Here is a 16,421-nt window from a genome sequence, read left to right on the forward strand (position 1 = left end):
CTGGTGTGGCCCGTTCGGAAAGAAAACCCCTATCCCAGGATTTCGTCCAGCGCCGCCAGCAGGCGGTCGATCTGGCCGTCCGTCCCCACCGTGATCCGCAGGTGGTCCCCGATGCGCGGGGCGTCGAAGCGACGGACGATGACGCCGCGCTTGCGCAGTTCGGCCGCCAGCTCGGCGCCGGACCGCGAGGCGTGGCGGGCGAAGACGAAGTTGGCCGACGAGGCCGGGGCGGAGAAACCGCGCGCCTCCAGCCCCTCGACCAGGCGACGGCGGCCGGCGATCACGCGGGCGCAGCTTTCCTGGAAGAAAGCCTCGTCCTCGATCGAGGCGAGCGCGCCGGCCTGGGCGGGACGGCCCAGAGGATAGGAGTTGAAGCTGTCCTTCACCCGCGTCAGCCCCTCGATCAGGGCCGCGTCGCCGATGGCGTAGCCGACCCGCAGGCCGGCCAGGGCCCGCGACTTCGACATGGTCTGCACGACCAGCAGGTTGGGATGGTCGGCGACCAGCGGGATGGCGCTCTCGCCGCCGAAATCGACATAGGCCTCGTCGATCACCACCGGCTTGTCGGGATGCTCGGCCAGCAGGCGGGCGATCTCGGCCCGGGTCAGGGCGACGCCCGTGGGGGCGTTGGGGTTGGCGACGATGATCGCGCCGGACGGGCGGCGATAGTCCTCAATCCGCACCGACAGGTCATCGGCCAGCGGCACGGTCTCATAGGCCACGTCGAACAGCCGACAATAGGTCGGATAGAAGCTGTAGGTGATGTCGGGGAACAGCAGCGGCGCATCGTGCCCCAGCAGGGCGCGGAAGGCGTGGGCCAGCACCTCGTCAGAGCCGTTGCCGACGAACACCTGCTCCACGGCCACGCCGTGATAGGCGGCCAGGGCCTCGCGCAGCGCGCTGGAGGTCGGATCGGGATAGAGCCGCAGGGCCTCGCCCGCCGCCGCCGCGATCGCCTCGACGGCCTTGGGCGAAGGCCCATAGGGGCTCTCGTTGGTGTTCAGCTTGACCAGGTCGGCGATCTTCGGCTGCTCGCCCGGCACATAGGGCGACAGCTTGTGGACCAGCGGGCTCCAGAAACGGCTCAAGATCTTGCTCCCAACGACTTTCGCCGCCGGGATGCGCGAAGCCTGGGCCGCCCGTCAAGCGCGGGGTTGGCCCCTACTCCACCGCGTCGAGATATTCGATCTCCGGACGGCCGGCCATGAACGGCCCCATGGCCGCGCCGGCGGCCTTGAAATAGTCGGTGCCGCCGTGATGCTTGAGAGCGTCTTCGGAGGCATAAAGCTCCAGCACCTTGTAGACGCCGGCCTCGGTCTTGGACTTGGTCAGCTGATAGACGATCGCGCCCGGCTCGCTGGCCTTCACCTTGGCGGCCAGGCCCAGGAACACCGCTTCGAATTCGGACGTCTTGTCCGGCTGGACCTTCAGGGTCGCCACCACGCCGATCATGCTCGCCTCCCAACGTTTGTTTGAAAGGCAGGTTGGACGAGCGCGAGCGTGAACACAAGCGTCCCTCTCCCCTTGCGGGAGAGGGTGGCCTCCCGGAGGGAGGTCGGGTGAGGGGTCGCACGTACAGAAACGCCGCGACGGCGGTTCAGCCGTCGCGGCGTTTGATGTCTGAGAAACCCCTCATCCGTCGGCTGCGCCGACACCTTCTCCCGCAAGGGGAGAAGGAAAAAAGCTACCGCCGCTCGTTCCAGCCGTAGGCGACCCACGAGTGGCCGCCGACGTTGCGGGCCTCGATCAGGTTGGGATCGGCGTTGGCCTTGGCGTGGGCGTGGCGGCGGCCGCGCAGGGCGAAGGCGGCCAGGCCCAGCAGAGCGGTGGCCATGAAGCCCACCACCACCAGGGTCGCGGCGAACACGACGGCGACGATGGCGGCCACCGAAACGGCGATCGCCGTGGCCACGCCGCCGATCACTCCAGCCAGGCCGCGCCAAGCCGAAGACTGCGTCGCGCCGATGTTCGCGCCCAGGGTCATGGTCATCGTCGTCCTCGATCGGCGCCGGAGCGCCCAGAATCTCCGTCCTCGCCCCTTAGGTTGGCTTCGGAGGTCTGAACGTCAACTGAACACCCATTGGGTTCAATCACAAAGACTTTTCCGCTCAACCCGCGGCGGCCAGTCCGAGTTCCCTGCGCTCGCGCATCACGGTGGTGAAGGCGGCGTTGATCGCGGCCGCCTTGGCCTCGGCCACCTCGATGAACTCGGCCGGCAGGCCGCGGGCCCGGGCCCGGTCGGGGTGGGCGTCCGACAGCGCCAGCTTCCAGGCGCTGCGCACGGCGGCGTCGTCGGCGTCGGCCGCCACGTCGAGGATCACATAGGGATCATCCGCCCCCGCCCCCAGGTGGGTGGCGCTGAGACGGCGGAAAGCCAGCGGCGACAGGCCGAACAGCTCGGCCACCCGCTCCAGGTAGTCGAGCTCGTCCTGGGTCACAGCCCCGTCGGCCTTGGCGATGTGGAACAGACCGTCGAGCACGTCTTCCAACAGCTGCGGGCACGAGCGATAGCGCTTGGCCAGCCGCTTGGCGTAGCTCTCGAAGCCGTGGGTGGTCTGGCGGGCCAGGTCGTACAGGCGATGGATGTTCTGCTCGGAGGCCGGATCCGGGTGGAAGACCTGCGAGAAGGCCGCGAACTCATGGCCGTCGGCGCTGCCGTCGGCCTTGGCCAGCTTGGCGCCCAGCGCCGTGACCGCGGTCGAGAAGGCCGGATCCTGTCCCGGCGGTCCGGGCGGACACTCGGCGCACTCCGCCAGGTCCAGACGGCGGGCCGCGATGCTTGCGATGTTGCGCCAGAAGGTCATGCGGAGGGGTCTTAAAAGCCGGCCGGTCCTGGGAGATACGGATCCGAACGTCTCCAGGATGACGCTCCGGAAGCGCCTCATAGCACACGCCTCGCGGCGCACCCACCCGGCGATTGCTGCGCCGCACATGTAAACTTGTTCAGAATCGCCGCGAACTTCGGAGCCATCCGGCGCTTGCGTCGTTATGGTCGAGCTTGGAGCGCGGGTTGGTCCCGCCGGCGCCATGCTGCGGTCCCATTGCGGCCCGAAATGATCTAGTCAGTCCGCTGACGCTACCGAAAGGATTCCCGGCCGTATGGCGACCGCTCTTCTCTTCGCCCTCGCCCTGATGGCGCAGGACGCGCCCGTGACCACCGCCGCTCCGCCGCCGCGCACCCAGCCCGCCGCGACGCCGCCCAGCGACGAGTACGGCTATATCGCCTGGTGCTATGGCGCGCTCGGCGGCTACATCGACCTGTACGACCGGGTCATGCCCGAGGTGACGCGGATCGAGAAGGCCTTCCCCGGCCCCGACGGCGCGGCCGCGGCGCTGAAGGAATATCCGGCGATGCGCACCCAGGCGCGCTCGGACCTCAGGATCTACGCCTCGGCCATCACCGCCGCCGAAAAGGCCAGCCCGCGTCCGATCTCGGAATACGGCGCGGCGGCCATGAAGAAGGGCCGCTCGATCTGGGGCGGCTCGGAAACCATCGACAAGGCGCGCCTGGCCCAGGTGTGGATGAGCTGGTCGCCGCCCGGCGACTGCGAGACCCGCGCCAAGGCCCTGGAGAAGAAGTCCAACCTGTTCGGCCAGGCCCTGAACTACAACGTGAAGAGCGCCGTGCCGGCCCAGCCCGAGCCGCAGGCCGAAACGCCCGAACCGGCTCCGCCGCCGCCCGTCGAGGAACCCGCCGCGCCGGCCGAAGCGCCCGCCGCCAAGGTCGAGGTCTCGGCCCCCGCGCCAGCGCCCAAGCCCGCGGTCCAGAAGCCGGCCGTCCAGAAACCGGCGGCAGCCAAGCCGGTCGCCGCCAAGCCCGTGGCCGCCCCGGCGGTCAAGAAGCCCCTGGCCCCCATCGGCGCGACCCCGGCCAAGATCCCGGCCGGCCGCGAGATCATCATCGACCCCGCCAACCCGCAGGCCTGCGCCGGCAGCCTCCTGCCCGCCAAGCGCGGCGGCAAGGACGTGCTGATCTGCAAGCCGGACTGAGGGCGGCGCCAGCCCCCTCCGGCCTTCCGGGCCACCTCCCCCAGAGGGGGAGGATCTGGAGATGCTCCCCCTCTGGGGGAGCTGTCGCGGAGCGACTGAGGGGGCCGCCGCCAGGCGGTCCTCACGGCGCCGTCGGCAACACCCCGCTCCGCGCCAGGGCCGCGTACCACGCGTACGACGCCTTGGGCGTGCGCACCCCGCTCGCTCGGTCGTGGGTCACCAGGCCGAACTTCGAGCGGTAGCCCAGCGCCCATTCCCAGTTGTCGATCAGGCACCAGGCGAAGAAACCCTTCACCGGCGAGCCGGCCTCCATGGCCGCCTTCACCGCCTGCAGGTGCCGGCGCAGGAAGGCGATGCGGAAGGTGTCGGCCTGGATGCCCGGCCCGTCGCCGAACGGATCCGAGCAGCCGTTCTCGGTGACGAACACCGGCGGGTTGCCGTACTCGGTGCGCAGCCGCGCCAGCACCTCGGCCAGGCCCGACGGATCGACATGGCGGCCGAAGGCGTCCAGCTCCACGCCCTTGGGCGGCGCGGCCGGCGCGATCTTGCCGGGCGACATCGGCGCCAGGCGCATATAGGCCGGCGCGTAGTAGTTCACCCCCATGAAGTCGACCTTCTGGCGGATGGTCGAAAGGTCCTCCGAGCGCACCCGGTCGCCCAGGAACTCGTCCATGGCGTCGGGATATTCGCCCTTCAGCAGGGGATCCAGCCACGCCCGGTTCCACAGCGCGTCGAGCCCGTCCGACGCCAGCCGGTTCCAGAACGCCAGCCCGCCGCCCGCTGGCCGGCACGGCTGCAAGGCCAGGGTGGTGCCGATGGAAAAGTCGCTCTTGGCCGCCCGCAGGGCCTGGATCGCCAGTCCCTGGCCCAGGTTCATGTGATGGGTCACCGGCCCCAGCAGGGCGACGTCCTTGAGGCCCGGCGCGTGCTCGCCGGTGACGTGGCCGAACACCGCGTGCACGGCCGGTTCGTTGAGCACGATGATCCGCTTGAGCCGGTCGCCCAGCCGCTCGCCGACCAGGGCGGCGTAGTCGGCGAAGGCCTGGGCCGTGTCGCGCGCCGCCCAGCCGCCGCGATCCTGCAGGGCCTGCGGCAGGTCCCAGTGAAACAACGTGGCGTAGGGCGTGACGCCCTTTTCCAGCAGGCCGTCGATCAGCCGGGCGTAGTGGTCGATCCCCGCCTGGGAGACGGCTCCGGCCCCGGTGGGCAGCAGCCGCGACCACGAGATCGAGAACCGGTAGCCGCCCAGCCCCGCCCCGGCCACCAGGTTCACGTCGTCGGCCCAGCGGCGATAGCTGTCGGTGGCCACCTTGGCGTTCGAGCCGTCGACGATCTTGCCCGGCAGGTCCTGAAACACGTCCCAGACGCTGGGGCCGCGCCCGTCGGCGTCGGGCGAGCCCTCGGTCTGGAAGGCCGCGGTGGCCGTGCCCCAGACGAAGTCCCTGGGAAAATCGCGCGACTTCGGCTGCACGTCGCCGGGCCGCTGCGTCCCGCACCCTGACAACCCCGCCGCCGCTCCGCCGACCGCCAACGCGCCCAGCGCCCGACGGCTCATGCCCGCCTGATCCACGCTCCACCCCCAGCTTTGGATCGGAGGCTCACAACCTCCGTTGGGGGAACAATGCAGCTATAACCGGATACTTGGCCAGCCCGCGATTTTGTCACTTCAACCGCCGTACATTTTGTCAGGCCGGACATAGGTCGGGAAAGAACGGCGTTCACCCCTGGGTCCCAGAACATCGCATTTTGGGAAGAACCCATGGCCCTCGAAGGCGCCCGAAAAAACTCAGCCCTGGTCGCGGCGGTCGTCGCCATGGCCCTGACCGCGGGCCTGGCCGCCTGCGGAGGCGGCGGCGGCTCCAGTTCCAGCAGCTCCAGCAGCAGCTCATCGTCGAGCAGCTCATCCAGCAGCAGCTCGAGCAGCTCCAGCTCCAGCTCCAGCTCCAGCAGCACGGCCTCGACGTCCTGCTCGGAGAGCACCCAAGGCGCGCAGCTGGTCTGCCTGGCCAACGTGTTCCGGGCCACGCTCAGCAGCAGCCAGCTCAGTTCGGTCAGCTACAGCCTGACCTCGTCCAACGCCACAGACCACTGGTCGAACCTGCCGGTCGGTTCGGTCAGCCGCCTGGGCCTGGCGCTCAGCGCGCTAAGCACCGACCAGAAGACCGCCGCCGAGGCCCTGATCGCCGCGGCCCTGACCACCCAGGGCCAGTCGACCATGACCGGCCTGCGCGCCGCCGACGGGTACCTGGCCACCGCCGCCAGCGGTTATGGCCAGAACCTCTACTACGTCGCCTTCCTGGGCACGCCCTCGACCTCCAGCCCGTGGATCCTGGAGTTCTCCGGCCACCACTACACCTTCATGGCCAGCGTCACGGGCGACTATGTCAGCATGACCCCCAACTTCGTGGGGGTGGAGCCGCTGTCGTTCACCTACGGCGGCACGGCCTACACGCCGATGCAGACCCGGCACGACACCCTGGCGGCGATGCTCAGCGGCCTGTCGTCCACCCAGCTGGCCTCGGCCAAGCTGTCCCAGGCCTATGACGACGTGCTGGTCGGCCCGCAGGAGGACGGCGACTTCCCCTCGACCCAGTCGGGCCTGGCGGTCTCGAGCCTGAGCTCCACCCAGCAGGCGCTGGTGAAGGCGGCGATCAACGCCTACGCCGCCGACGCCAACGGCACGGGCCAGGCCGACGCCTACACGACCGACACGGCCCTGGCCTCGACCTACATCTCGTGGGCGTCCTACTCGGACCTGTCGACCAAGGGCTCCTACGTCCGCATCGACGGCCCGCGCGTCTGGATCGAACTCAGCGTCCAGAGCGGCGTCGTGTTCAGCGCCAATCACTATCACAGCATCTGGCGCGACAAGACGGCGGACTATGGCGGCAACTTCACGTTCTGAGGCAGCCCGTCCAATGACTAACGCCGCCTCTCCCCCCACTCCCGTCATTCCCGCCCTTGTGGCGGGAACCCCTCTGTCAGCCGCAAGGGCCGATGGGGCGGACCGCCGGCGGTCCGCTGGCGCTTCACCTGCGAGCGGAACCAGGGTTTCCCGCCACTTGGCCTGCCCTCGGGCCAGCCTTCGGCTGGTCCCGGGGGGCGGGAATGACGGGAGGAAGGAAGTGCGCTCTTTCCCACGCCTCGCGGCATGGATGGCTGTTCTCACGATAGCCCTCCTGACCACGGGCCTGGCCATCGCCCACCCGATGGCCAAGTCCTTCGTCCAGATCCGCGTGCTCGACCACGCCTGGCGGCTGCATCTGCGGCTGCCGGCCGACCGGCTGGAGGTCGCCTTCCTCCAGGCCGGGCTGGTCCCCAAGCCGCTCGGCGACGGTCGCCCCACCCTGACGGCGGCGGGCGTGGCGGCCTACGTCCAGGACCGCATCCAGCCGCGCTCGCCAAATGGCGCGGCCTGGGGCGTGCAGGTCCTCAGCGTCGACGAGGTCCCCTTCCCCACCGACGAGTGGACGGTCGAGGTCGATCTGACCCCGCCGCCCGGCCCGGCGCCGGACTCCCTGGTGCTGGACTACGAGGTCATCGTCCGTGAGATCGCCACCCACTCGGCGGTGCTGACCCTGGAGCAGGACTGGGCGCGCAACGTGCTGCCGCACAAGCCGCGCCTGCTGGGAACCTTGCGGGCCGAGACCCGGCAGATCCGCATCGACCGCGTCCAGGGCTCGCCCTGGCCGGCCTGGACCAGCATGGTCGTCATGGGCGCGCGCCACATCCTGGAGGGCGCCGACCACCTGCTGTTCCTGGTCACCCTGATCCTGACCGCGCCGCTGGTCGCCGAGAACGGCCGCTGGCGGCCGGTCGGCGACGCCCGGAAGGCGCTGTGGGCCACCTTCGCCCGCGTCAGCGCCTTCACGGTCGGCCACTCGATCTCGCTGCTGGGCGCGGCCCTGGGCTGGCTGCCGCCGGGCGGCAAGATCGTCGAGGCGCTGATCGCCCTGTCGGTCGGGATCTCGGCCCTGCACGCCCTGCGGCCGATCTTCCCCCGGCGCGAGGCCTGGATCGCCGGCGGCTTCGGCCTCGTCCACGGCCTGGCCTTCGCCGAGACGCTGAGCGCGCTGCAGCTCTCGACCGGCCAGCTGGTGGCCGCGACGCTGGGCTTCAACCTCGGGATCGAGCTGGTGCAGCTGCTGATCGTCGCGGCCGTGGCGCCGGTGGTGTTCGTGCTGCGGCGGCGGGCGGCGGGCGTGTGGACCCGCTGGGCGCTGGGGGCCGGCGCGCTCGTGGCGTCGATGGTGTGGCTGTACGCGCGGTTGGCGTAGGCCTGCTCCCTTCCCCCTCGATGGGGGAAGGGTCGGGGATGGGGGTGACCTGCTGAGCCGGCGACGACGCCAAGCATCAACCGCCGCAGCCACCCCCACCCCTGCCCCTCCCCCATCAAGGGGGAGGGAAAGTGGGTTACGCCGCCGCCCCTCGCGCCCGGGCCAGCGGGTCGTAGTTCAGGATCGGCGACAGCCAGCGCTCGGTCGTGGCCAGGTCCCAGCCCTTGCGGCGGGCGTAGTCCTCGACCTGGTCGAAGTCGATCTTGCCGACCCCGAAATAGTGGCTCTGCGGGTGGCTGAAATAGAGGCCCGAGACGGCCGCGCCGGGGCTCATGGCGAAGCTCTCGGTCAGGGCCATGCCGGTGGCGGCCTCGGCGTCGAGCAGGCGGAACAGCGTGCCCTTCTCGGTGTGGTCGGGCTGAGCCGGATAGCCGGGGGCCGGACGGATGCCCTGGTACTTTTCGGCGATCAGGCGATCGGCGTCGAAGCCCTCTTCCGGCGCATAGCCCCACAGCTCGACGCGAGCCTTGTGGTGCAGCCACTCGGCGAAGGCCTCGGCCAGGCGGTCGGCCAAGGCCGAGGCCATGATCGCCGAATAGTCGTCGCCGGCGTCCTTGAATTTCTTGACGATCTCGTCCTCGCCGTGACCGGCGGTCACCGCGAAGCCGCCGACATAGTCGGCCGGGCCGCCCACGGGCGCGACGAAGTCCGACAGGGCCAGGTTGGCCTTGCCCTCGCCCGGTCCCTTGTCGATCTGCTGGCGCAGGGTGTGCAGGCGGGCGATCTCGACCGTGCGGGTCTCGTCGCTGTACAGCACCACGTCGTCCTCGACCGCCTGGGCCGGCCAGAAGCCGATCACGCCCTTGGCCCCGAACCACTTCTCGGCGATGACCTTGTCGAGCATGACGCGGGCGTCGCGATAGAGGTCGCGGGCGGCCTCGCCGACCACGTCGTCGTCCAGGATCTGCGGATAGCGGCCGATCAGCTCCCAGCTTGCGAAGAACGGCGACCAGTCGATGAACGGCTCCAGCTCAGCCAGGCTCGGCTCGAACACCCGCGTACCGGTGAACAGCGGCTTGGGCGGCGTGTAGCCCTTCCAGTCGATGGCGTACTTGCGCTTGCGGGCCTCGCCGATGGCGGTGCGGGCCTTGACCGTCTGGCCGCGGGCGTACTGCTCGCGCACCTTGACGTATTCGGCGCGGGTCTCGCCGATGATCCGGTCGCGCTCGCTTTCCGACAGCAGGCCCGAGACCACGCCGACCGCCCGGCTGGCGTCGACGACATAGGTGGTCGGGCCGCGCCGATAGGCCGGCTCGATCTTCACCGCCGTGTGGGTGCGGCTGGTGGTGGCCCCGCCGATCAGCAGCGGGATGTTGAAGCCCTGGCGCTCCATCTCGGCGGCCACGAACACCATCTCGTCCAGCGACGGGGTGATCAGGCCCGACAGGCCGATCATGTCGACCTGGTGCTTCTTGGCTTCGTCGAGGATGCGGTCGGCCGGGACCATCACGCCCAGGTCGATGACCTCGTAGTTGTTACACTGCAGCACGACGCCGACGATGTTCTTGCCGATGTCGTGGACGTCGCCCTTGACGGTGGCCATCAGCACCTTGCCGGCCGCCTTGCGGACCTGACCTTCCTTCTCGGCCTCCATGAACGGCATCAGCCAGGCCACGGCCTGCTTCATCACGCGGGCCGACTTGACCACCTGCGGCAAGAACATCTTGCCCGCGCCGAACAGGTCGCCGACGACGTTCATGCCGTCCATCAGCGGGCCTTCGATGACGTGCAGCGGACGCTCGGCGGCCAGGCGCGCCTCTTCGGTGTCGGCCTCGATGAACTCGGTGACGCCATTGACCAGGGCGTGGGTGATGCGCTCGCCCACCGTGCCCTCGCGCCAGGCCAGATTGACCTGCTGGGCCGCGCCCTTCTCGCCCTTGTAGCGCGGGGCCATGTCGACCAGGCGCTCGGTGTTGCTCTGCACCGGATCGCGCTGCGGGCGGTTGAGGATCACGTCCTCGACGGCCTCGCGCAGCACCGGGTCGATGTCGTCATAGACCGGCAGGTCGCCGGCGTTGACGATGCCCATGTCCATGCCGGCGTTGATGGCGTGGTACAGGAACACCGAGTGGATCGCCCGGCGCACCGGCTCGTTGCCGCGGAAGCTGAACGACACGTTCGACACCCCGCCCGAGATCCGGGCCCAGGGGCAGCGGTTCTTGATCTCGCGCGTGCCCTCGATGAAGTCGACGGCGTAGTTGTCGTGCTCCTCGATCCCCGTCGCCACGGCGAAGATGTTGGGGTCGAAGATGATGTCCTCGGGCGGGAAACCCACCTTGTCGACCAGGATACGGTAGGCCTTCTCGCAGATCTCGATCTTGCGGGCGGCGGTGTCGGCCTGGCCGACCTCGTCGAAGGCCATGACCACCACGGCCGCGCCGTAGCGCAGGCACAGCTTGGCCTGCTCGATGAACTTGGCCTCGCCTTCCTTCATCGAGATCGAATTGACGATCGCCTTGCCCTGCACGCACTTCAGGCCGGCCTCGATCACCTCCCACTTGGAGCTGTCGATCATCACCGGCACGCGGGCGATGTCGGGCTCGGCGGCCATCAGGTTCAGGAAGGTGACCATCGCCTGCTCGCTGTCGAGCAGGCCTTCGTCCATGTTGACGTCGATGACCTGGGCGCCGGCTTCCACCTGCTGGCGGGCTACCGACAGGGCTTCGCTGAAGTTGCCCTCGACGATCAGCTTCTTGAACTTGGCCGAGCCGGTGACGTTGGTGCGCTCGCCGATGTTGACGAAGACAGGTCTCATTGGGATGCGCTCAGAATAGCTTGCAGGCCGGCGATGTGGGTCAGCCAGCCGTCGTGACCGTCGCCCTCCTGCCAGAGTTCGTCGAGTTCGGAGGCCGGGCCGACCACGCGGGCCAGGGCGGCCTTGGCCAGGCGAGCCGCGCCTTCCGGCGGCGCGCCCAGTTCCGCCTTCAGGCCCTGATGGTCGGCCGGCAGCAGCGCGGCTTCGCTCAAGGCGGCGGCGACCACCGCGGCGGCGGCCACGGCCATCTCGGCCTCGGGCGCTTCCAGATAGCCGGCGGCCTTGGTCACGTGGTCGAGGATCAGCACCACCGCGCGCCAGTCGGGCGCTTCGGCCAGGTCGGCGATGAAGTCGGCGGCTTCGTCGTTTTCGAAGGGTCCGTTGTCCCAGGCCATGATCAGGCCGCCGTCGCGGCTTGCTTGGCGCGCGCCTCGGCCAGGGCCAGCTGGCCCCGGAGGAAGTCGGCGACCTCGATCCCCTGCGCCTTCAGCGCCTTGGGATAAAGCGACGAGGCGGTCAGGCCCGGCAGGGTGTTGGTCTCCAGATAGACGAGGCCGTGCTCGGAGACGATGAAGTCCGAACGCGAATAGCCGCGACAGCCCAGCGCCTTGTGAGCCTTCAGCGCCTGGTCCTGCAGAGCGGCGTTGATCTCCGGCGCGAAGGTGGCCGGGCAGATTTCCTCGGTGTCCTTGGCCAGGTACTTGGACTTGTAGTCGAACTTGCCGGCCGACGGACGGATCTCCACCGGCGGCAGGGCGATCAGTTCGCCGCTGGCCAGCTCCAGCACGCCGCAGGTCGATTCCAGACCCTGCACGAAGGGTTCGATGACATAGGCCTGCTCGGTCGCAGCCTTCAGGGCCGCGTCCAGGTCCGCCGGCGTATCGACGAAGATCAGGCCGTAGCTGGAGCCGTCCTCGGACGGCTTGGCGATCAGGCGGCCGTACTTGGCCAGCGCCGCCTGCGCGTCCTCCGAAGCGATGTTCTGCGGGACCGAGACGCCGGCCTGCGCGACCACGTCCTTCGCCCGCGTCTTGCTGAACGCCAGCCAGCTGGCGTGCGAGCCCGAGCCGGTGAAGGCCACGCCGCGCGCCTCGCACAGCTTCTGCAGGCCGCCATCCTCGGCGAAGCCGCCGTGCAGGCTGAGCAGCAGGGCGCGGTCCTCGCGGGCGGCGGCGTCCAGGGCCGTCTCGATGTCGCCGATCGGCGCGCCTTCGGTCGGCAGGTCCAGCTCGAACGGACGGTCATGGCCCAGCAGCACGGCCTGGCTGGCCGAATAGACCTGGCCGTCCGGCGCCCAGAACCACAGGTCGGCGTCCGGCAGCTGCCGGGTCAGGCTCTGGGCGCTGGCCACGGCCACGAGACGCTCGCGGCTGGGGCCGCCGAAGAGGATGGTGGTGCGCATCAGACTCGTACTCGATCAGGCCAGTTCGAAGGGTTCGAGGCCCGACAGGCGCATGGCCTTGGGGCGCTCGGGGATGGCGCGGGGCGCGACGCCGCGCACCTCGTCGGCCACGTGGCGGATGTGGTCGGGGGTGGTGCCGCAGCAGCCGCCCAGGATGTTGACCAGACCGTCCTTGGCCCATTCGTGCAGGGCGTGGCCGGTCTCGTGCGGCTCCTCGTCGTACTCGCCCATGGCGTTGGGCAGGCCGGCGTTGGGATAGGCCGCGACCAAGGTGTCGGCGATGCGGGCCATCTCGGCGATGTGCGGGCGCATCAGATCAGCCCCCAGGGCGCAGTTGAAGCCGACGGCGAACGGCTTGGCGTGCTTGATCGAGTTCCAGAACGCCTCGGCGGTCTGGCCCGACAGGGTGCGGCCCGAGCGGTCGGTGATGGTGCCGCTGATCCAGATCGGCAGCTCCTCGTGGCCCTCGTCGCGCCAGTCGAGGATCGCCTTGATGGCGGCCTTGCAGTTCAGGGTGTCGGTGATGGTCTCGATCAGGAACAGGTCGACCCCGCCCTGGTAGAGGGCGTCCACCTGCTGGCGATAGGCCTGGTAGACCTGGTCGAAGGTCACCTTGCGCGCGCCCGGATCGTTCACGTCCGACGACATCGACAACATGACGTTCAGCGGACCGATCGAGCCGGCGATGAACTTCGGACGGTCGGGATTTTCGGCGTTCCAGCGGTCGGCGACCTGGCGGCCGATCTTCGCGCCTTCCAGGTTGATATCCCAGACGTCCTGTTCGCCGAGGCGATAGTCGGCCTGGGCGATGGTGGTGCCCGAGAAGGTGTTGGTCTCGGAGATGTCGGCGCCGGCCGCGAAATAGGCGTCGTGAAGCTCGGCCACGAGATCCGGCCGGGTCAGGCACAGGATGTCGTTGTTGCCCTTCATCTGACCGTCGAAGTCGGCGAAGCGCTCGGCGCGATAGTCGGCCTCGCTCAACTTCTTCTTCTGGAACATCACGCCCCAGGAGCCGTCGAGAATGAGGATGCGCTCCTTGGCGGCGGCCTTCAGGGCCGCGACGCGGTTCGCACGGATGGTCAGGTCGGTCATTTCGCGGCTCCTTGCTGGCGCGCGAGTTCCTTGTTGAACGCCGTCTCGGAGGCGTTGACGAACCGGCCCAGCTCGGTCGGATCGATGAAGGCGTCCGCGTCGCCGCGCAGCTGCTTCTGGCGCTTGGCCAGCAGGCCGCCCTGCTCCTCGTGGCTGGGCAGCATGACGTCGGTCGGCAGCGCCCGCATGGTCGCGAAGCTGGCCCGATAGTCGGCGACGATGGTCTTGTGGGTCTTGTTGCCGACCAGCACGTTGCCGGCCACCGACAGCGAGCACGGGAAGGTCACGTTCAGCGGCCGGTCCTTCTCGACCACCTGGGTGGTCCAGGTGGTGCAGCCGACGGTGTGGCCGGGCGTCAGGTGGGCGACCAGGGTCGTGCCGCCCATCTTCAGCTTGGTCTCGTCGCCGAACGCCTTGTCGACCTTCACGGCCGGAAAAGGCGTTGCGCCATTGGCGTTGTCGCCAAAGTGCTGGCCCTTCTCCAGGGCCGGCTTGTCGGCGCGCGAGGCCCAGACCTTGGCGCCGGTGTCAGCCTTGAGTTGGGCGAGGCCGCCGGCATGGTCGAAGTGGGCGTGGGTGTTGATCAGCACCTTCACGTCGGTGAGCTTGAAGCCCAGCGACTGGATGTTGCGCTCGATCAGCTTGCCGCCCTCGGCCGACGGGCCGCCGTCCAGCACCACATGGCCTTCCGGCGAGGTGATCAGCCAGGCCGACAGCCCCTCGGAGCCGACGTAATAGATGTTGCCCACCACCCGATAGGGCCGGTTCGGCTTGGTCCAGGAAGCGTTGTCCTGCGCGCCGGCCGGGGAAAGGCCGGCCAGTCCCAGGGCCAGGGCGAAGGTCAGGATCCGCTTCATGCCGCGGCCTCCGCCGCCGGGGCCGGCGCGGTCTCGCGCACGCCCAGCACGCGGCAGATGGCGTAGACCAGATCGGCCCGGTTCAGGGTGTAGAAGTGGAAGTCGTTGAAGCCCTGCTCCTGCAGCTTGGCGCACATCTCGGCGGCCACCGAACAGGCGATCAGGCGGCGGGTCTCGGGATCCTCGTCCAGCCCGTCGAACAGGTTGGCCAGCCACGACGGCACCGAGGTCTGGCAGGCCACCGACATCTTCTTCAGGCCGTTGAAGTTGGTCACCGGCATGATCCCCGGCACGATCGGGATCGTGATCCCGGCCGCGCGGGCCTTGTCGACGAAGCGCAGGAAGGCGTCGATGTCGAAGAAGAACTGGCTGATACCCAGGGTCGCGCCGGCGTCGACCTTGGCCTTCAGCACCTCGATGTCGTGGTCGAGCGAGGGGCTCTCGGGGTGCTTCTCGGGATAGACCCCGACCAGCACCTCGAACGGCGCGATGCCGCGCAGGGCCGCCGTCAGCTCGGTGGCGTTCTTGTAGCCGTCCTCGCGGGGCACGTAGACGCCGCCGATGCCGCCCTCGCCGGGAGGCGGATCGCCGCGCAGCGACACGATGTGGCGCACGCCGATGTCCCAGTAGTCGTGGATCACCTCGTCGACCTCGGCGCGGCTGGCGCCGACGCAGGTCAGGTGGGCGGCCGGCTTCAGGCTGGTCTCGTCGAGGATGCGCTTGACGGTGCGGTGGGTGCGCTCGCGGGTCGAACCGCCAGCGCCGTAGGTCACCGACACGAAGGCCGGATCCAGCGGGGCCAGGCGGGTGATCGCCTCCCACAGGCTGGCTTCCATCTTTTCGGTCTTGGGCGGGAAGAACTCGAACGAGACGCGCGGACGCACGGCGCCGACGGGACGCTCGCCGGCGCGGGCGACGGGACCGATGACCCGGCGGGTGGGCGGCAGGGTCATGCGGCGGTCCTTTCGGCGAGCGCTTGCGCCGGGCGGCGGGCGGTCCAGATCTTCACGGTGAGCCCTTCGGCCGTGGTCGGCGGCAGGGCGATATTGGCTTCCGGGACCAGGCCGCCGGCGACGATCCAGGGCTGGATCTCGTCGTCGGCGAAGCCGAGACGGCGATGCTGGTGGGCCTCGCGCAGGAACTCGTGGTCGTGCGGGGCGAAGTCGGCGATCAGCAGCAGGCCGCCGGGCGCGACCAGGCGCGCGGCCTCGCCCACGGCGGCGGCGGGATCGCCCAGATAGTGCAGCACCTGGTGGACGGTGACGAGGTCGGCGCAACCGCCCGGCAGGCCCGTGTCGAAGATGTCGCCGTGGCGCAGTTCGCATGCCGTCAGCCCGGCCTTGGCCACCTCGTCGCGGGCGATGTTCAGCATCTGCTGCGACAGGTCCAGGCCCAGGGCGTTGACCACCCGCTTGCCCAGCAGGGTGAGCATGCGGCCAGCGCCCGCGCCCAGGTCGACCATCTCGTCGAACGGCCCTTCGCCGATCGCTCGCAGGATGGCCGCCTCGACCTCCTGCTCGTCGACATAGAGCGAGCGGATCTCGTTCCAGCGCGCGGCGTTGCGGGCGAAATAGGCCTGGGCGCCGGCCGAGCGTTCGGCCCGCACCGCGGCCAGCTGGCTGGCGTCGGCCTGGATGACGGCGTCGTCGCGGTCGATCAGCCCCAGGGCCGAAGCGACCACCGCCCCGCCGCCCGAAGTCCCCGCCAGGCGGTAGAAGACCCAGGCGCCGTCGGGAAAACGTTCGACCAGCCCGGCCTCGGCCAGAAGCTTCAGATGGCGGGAGACGCGCGGCTGGCTCTGGTCGAGGATCCGGCACAGTTCGAGCACCGAAAGCTCGTCCGCCGCCAGCAGCGCGAGGATGCGCAGACGGGTGCTTTCGCCCGCCGCGCGCAAAACGTCGACAACCTGTTCGCTCGATAGCGCCATAGGGACATAAAGATATCTTTATGTCCGATTTGGCAAGCGATTTCTAAGCTGAGAGACCGTC

The 16,421-nt window shown here is 69.4% G+C and carries 15 protein-coding genes; 3 read left to right on the forward strand and 12 right to left on the reverse strand.

The window, feature by feature from the left end; all coding sequences use genetic code 11:
• Positions 1–29: 29 nt before the first annotated feature.
• The 4 genes from hisC to AC07NG_RS18960 all read right to left on the reverse strand — a co-directional run bounded on the left by hisC (position 30) and on the right by AC07NG_RS18960 (position 2,804).
• Entirely contained in the window at positions 30–1,088 is a 1,059-nt protein-coding gene (gene hisC / locus AC07NG_RS18945) for a histidinol-phosphate transaminase (RefSeq protein WP_494595655.1), read from the reverse strand.
• Positions 1,089–1,161: 73 nt separating this feature from the next.
• Positions 1,162–1,452 carry a putative quinol monooxygenase gene (locus AC07NG_RS18950; RefSeq protein WP_487288412.1) on the reverse strand — a complete coding sequence of 97 codons (291 nt, stop codon included), beginning with the start codon at positions 1,450–1,452 and terminating at the stop codon, positions 1,162–1,164.
• 232 nt (positions 1,453–1,684) lie between these two features.
• A complete protein-coding gene (locus AC07NG_RS18955; protein ID WP_110117930.1) occupies positions 1,685–1,984 on the reverse strand; it encodes a hypothetical protein in 300 nt (99 codons plus the stop codon).
• 124 nt (positions 1,985–2,108) lie between these two features.
• Positions 2,109–2,804: a tellurite resistance TerB family protein gene (locus AC07NG_RS18960; protein ID WP_487288414.1), complete on the reverse strand. Its 696-nt coding sequence runs from the start codon at positions 2,802–2,804 to the stop codon at positions 2,109–2,111.
• A 295-nt stretch (positions 2,805–3,099) separates the two neighbouring features.
• Between AC07NG_RS18960 and AC07NG_RS18965 the strand changes: the two genes are divergently transcribed.
• On the forward strand, positions 3,100–3,990 hold the full coding sequence (locus AC07NG_RS18965) for a hypothetical protein (protein ID WP_494595657.1): 891 nt from the start codon (positions 3,100–3,102) through the stop codon (positions 3,988–3,990).
• A gap of 121 nt (positions 3,991–4,111) precedes the next feature.
• On the opposite strand, the gene AC07NG_RS18970 is transcribed toward AC07NG_RS18965, so the two are convergent.
• Positions 4,112–5,545 (reverse strand): GH1 family beta-glucosidase, encoded by a 1,434-nt coding sequence (locus tag AC07NG_RS18970; RefSeq protein ID WP_494595659.1) that lies wholly within the window; start codon positions 5,543–5,545, stop codon positions 4,112–4,114.
• Positions 5,546–5,749: 204 nt separating this feature from the next.
• Here AC07NG_RS18970 and AC07NG_RS18975 point away from each other — a divergent pair, with 204 nt between their 5' ends.
• Positions 5,750–6,895, forward strand: coding sequence for a DUF3500 domain-containing protein (locus tag AC07NG_RS18975; RefSeq protein WP_494595661.1), 1,146 nt, complete (start codon positions 5,750–5,752; stop codon positions 6,893–6,895).
• Positions 6,896–7,145: 250 nt separating this feature from the next.
• Entirely contained in the window at positions 7,146–8,267 is a 1,122-nt protein-coding gene (locus AC07NG_RS18980) for a HupE/UreJ family protein (protein WP_494595663.1), read from the forward strand.
• 136 nt (positions 8,268–8,403) lie between these two features.
• On the opposite strand, the gene metH is transcribed toward AC07NG_RS18980, so the two are convergent.
• Genes metH through AC07NG_RS19015 form a run of 7 tightly spaced genes read right to left on the reverse strand, consistent with a single transcriptional unit; the run spans position 8,404 to position 16,360 of the window.
• Positions 8,404–11,082 carry a methionine synthase gene (gene metH / locus AC07NG_RS18985; RefSeq protein WP_494595665.1) on the reverse strand — a complete coding sequence of 893 codons (2,679 nt, stop codon included), beginning with the start codon at positions 11,080–11,082 and terminating at the stop codon, positions 8,404–8,406.
• A complete protein-coding gene (locus tag AC07NG_RS18990; protein ID WP_110120986.1) occupies positions 11,079–11,477 on the reverse strand; it encodes a DUF4259 domain-containing protein in 399 nt (132 codons plus the stop codon). Before AC07NG_RS18990 ends, metH begins: the two co-directional genes overlap by 4 nt.
• Before the next feature lie 2 nt (positions 11,478–11,479).
• The gene (locus AC07NG_RS18995) at positions 11,480–12,484 is read right to left on the reverse strand and encodes a D-alanine--D-alanine ligase family protein (protein WP_494595667.1); all 1,005 of its coding nucleotides are present in this window, start codon (positions 12,482–12,484) and stop codon (positions 11,480–11,482) included.
• Between the two features lie 15 nt (positions 12,485–12,499).
• Complete coding sequence (locus tag AC07NG_RS19000; protein ID WP_492855901.1) at positions 12,500–13,576, reverse strand: homocysteine S-methyltransferase family protein; 1,077 nt, start codon at positions 13,574–13,576, stop codon at positions 12,500–12,502.
• Positions 13,573–14,433, reverse strand: coding sequence for a CAU/MBL1b family subclass B3 metallo-beta-lactamase (blaCAU, locus tag AC07NG_RS19005; RefSeq protein WP_494595669.1), 861 nt, complete (start codon positions 14,431–14,433; stop codon positions 13,573–13,575). Before blaCAU ends, AC07NG_RS19000 begins: the two co-directional genes overlap by 4 nt.
• Entirely contained in the window at positions 14,430–15,386 is a 957-nt protein-coding gene (gene metF / locus AC07NG_RS19010; RefSeq protein WP_492855899.1) for a methylenetetrahydrofolate reductase [NAD(P)H], read from the reverse strand. The genes blaCAU and metF overlap by 4 nt, the downstream gene beginning before the upstream one ends.
• Positions 15,383–16,360, reverse strand: a complete 978-nt coding sequence (locus tag AC07NG_RS19015) for an ArsR/SmtB family transcription factor (RefSeq protein WP_494595670.1) — start codon at positions 16,358–16,360, stop codon at positions 15,383–15,385. The genes metF and AC07NG_RS19015 overlap by 4 nt, the downstream gene beginning before the upstream one ends.
• Positions 16,361–16,421: the final 61 nt, after the last annotated feature.

This window comes from Caulobacter sp. GW821-FHT10C03, assembly GCF_059415485.1.

What these genes read in the sequence shown, in the direction of transcription:
- AC07NG_RS18970 (WP_494595659.1), bottom strand. Translation starts at nt 5,545, where the DNA reads ATGAGCCGTCGGGCGCTGGGCGCGTTGGCGGTCGGCGGAGCGGCGGCG.
- metH (WP_494595665.1), bottom strand. Translation starts at nt 11,082, where the DNA reads ATGAGACCTGTCTTCGTCAACATCGGCGAGCGCACCAACGTCACCGGC.
- AC07NG_RS18965 (WP_494595657.1), top strand. Translation starts at nt 3,100, where the DNA reads ATGGCGACCGCTCTTCTCTTCGCCCTCGCCCTGATGGCGCAGGACGCG.
- AC07NG_RS18960 (WP_487288414.1), bottom strand. Translation starts at nt 2,804, where the DNA reads ATGACCTTCTGGCGCAACATCGCAAGCATCGCGGCCCGCCGTCTGGAC.
- AC07NG_RS18950 (WP_487288412.1), bottom strand. Translation starts at nt 1,452, where the DNA reads ATGATCGGCGTGGTGGCGACCCTGAAGGTCCAGCCGGACAAGACGTCC.
- AC07NG_RS18975 (WP_494595661.1), top strand. Translation starts at nt 5,750, where the DNA reads ATGGCCCTCGAAGGCGCCCGAAAAAACTCAGCCCTGGTCGCGGCGGTC.
- AC07NG_RS18995 (WP_494595667.1), bottom strand. Translation starts at nt 12,484, where the DNA reads ATGCGCACCACCATCCTCTTCGGCGGCCCCAGCCGCGAGCGTCTCGTG.
- AC07NG_RS18955 (WP_110117930.1), bottom strand. Translation starts at nt 1,984, where the DNA reads ATGACCCTGGGCGCGAACATCGGCGCGACGCAGTCTTCGGCTTGGCGC.
- metF (WP_492855899.1), bottom strand. Translation starts at nt 15,386, where the DNA reads ATGACCCTGCCGCCCACCCGCCGGGTCATCGGTCCCGTCGCCCGCGCC.
- blaCAU (WP_494595669.1), bottom strand. Translation starts at nt 14,433, where the DNA reads ATGAAGCGGATCCTGACCTTCGCCCTGGCCCTGGGACTGGCCGGCCTT.
- AC07NG_RS18990 (WP_110120986.1), bottom strand. Translation starts at nt 11,477, where the DNA reads ATGGCCTGGGACAACGGACCCTTCGAAAACGACGAAGCCGCCGACTTC.
- AC07NG_RS18980 (WP_494595663.1), top strand. Translation starts at nt 7,146, where the DNA reads ATGGCTGTTCTCACGATAGCCCTCCTGACCACGGGCCTGGCCATCGCC.
- AC07NG_RS19015 (WP_494595670.1), bottom strand. Translation starts at nt 16,360, where the DNA reads ATGGCGCTATCGAGCGAACAGGTTGTCGACGTTTTGCGCGCGGCGGGC.
- AC07NG_RS19000 (WP_492855901.1), bottom strand. Translation starts at nt 13,576, where the DNA reads ATGACCGACCTGACCATCCGTGCGAACCGCGTCGCGGCCCTGAAGGCC.